This is a genomic window from Spirosoma sp. 48-14, assembly GCF_001898575.1.
Taxonomy (GTDB): domain Bacteria; phylum Bacteroidota; class Bacteroidia; order Cytophagales; family Spirosomataceae; genus Spirosoma.
Genome location: NZ_MKUD01000066.1, coordinates 4,358 through 5,875 on the forward strand (window position 1 = coordinate 4,358; position 1,518 = coordinate 5,875).

Sequence of the window (1,518 nt, forward strand, 5' to 3'; positions counted from 1 at the left end):
CTTCACGCTGGTGGCCCCGAGCCGGATCGTAGCCGATATTCAATCGCTGTCGGCGGTCTGTAATGGTAGTACCGTAACGGGTGGCACAGTGCAGGTAGTGAGTGTGGTGGGCGGCAGTCCGGGCTACAGCTACCTGTGGAGCAATGGCAGCACGGCGACGAGCCTGACGGGCCTAGCGGCTGGTACCTACTCCTTGACGGTGACCGACAGCAAGGGCTGTATGGCGGTAGGGCAAGCGGTGGTAGACACCTGGCCGACCTGTGCCAGCTTCGACTTGGCCCTGACCAAGAAAGTGGCAGCCGGTCAGCCTCCGGTGGTCAAACCGGGCAGTAATATCACCTTCACCCTGATGGTGACCAACCAGGGCGGTCAGCCAGCTTACAACATCCAGTTGACCGATTACATCCCAGCGGGTTTGACCCTCAACGATGCCAACTGGAATCAGTCGGGCAACCTGGCTACGCTGAAAACGCCCATTTCGGGTTCATTGGCGCCGGGTAGCAGCACCACCATGAACATCACCTTTACAGTGAGCAGCACGGTGAGTGGTCCCATTATCAACAAGGCCGAAATCAGCAGTGCCGATAATGACACCAACCCCAATAATACCCCACCCACCGATGTGGACAGCACCCCCGACCAGAATCCGACCAACGATGCGGGTGGCACACCCAACTCGGGCAGTGACAACAGCGTGAACGGCAACGGTACGGGCACCCCAGGGGATACCAACCCGGCCACCGATGAGGACGACGAAGATCCAGCCATCATCTACGTGCAGCCCTGTACGCTGGGCGCCAACCTGCTGACGACGGAAGCCCATTGCGGCCAGTCAGACGGACGGGCGACGGTGACGGTCAACACGGGAGTAGCCCCTTACACCTATGCATGGAGCACAGGCGCCAGCACCTCGGTGATTACCGGGCTGAGTGGCGGGCAGAACTTCACCGTAACGGTGACGGACGCTAATGGTTGTCAGGATGTGTTGGTGGGCAGTATCCAGAGCACGGGCGGACCTTCCCTGACGGCCACAGCCACAGCAGCCGCCTGTAACCAAGCTACGGGCAGTGCGACGGTAACGGCCAGTGGTGGTAGCGGTACGTATACGTATCTGTGGAGCAATGGAGCGACCACGGCCAGCATCAGCAACGTGTCCTCGGGCACCTACACGGTGCGTGTGACCGACGGCGCGGGTTGTGTCAGCTCAGTGGCGGTGATCGTTCCCACGACGAGTCCGATCAGTGCCGTCGCGACGCCGACCTCGGCCAGTTGCTTAGGAGCCAACGGCAGTGTGACCCTGACGGTGAGTGGCGGAACGGCTCCCTACAGCTATGTGTGGGACAACGGCTCGACGAGTCAGAACCTGACGGGTGTCGCGGGCGGCACCTATAAAGTAAGAGTAACGGACGCCAATGGCTGTACGGCCGTAGCGACGGCGGTGGTGGCTAACCCCGGTGCTCCCTCAGTGCTGGGTGTACCAGTGAACCCGGTGTGTTTTGGCACCAGTACGGGCAGCAT

1 pseudogene is annotated in these 1,518 nt (G+C 61.1%); it reads left to right on the top strand.

The window, feature by feature from the left end:
* A pseudogene (locus BGO59_RS29230) lies at positions 1-1,518 on the top strand (hypothetical protein); the annotation flags it as partial.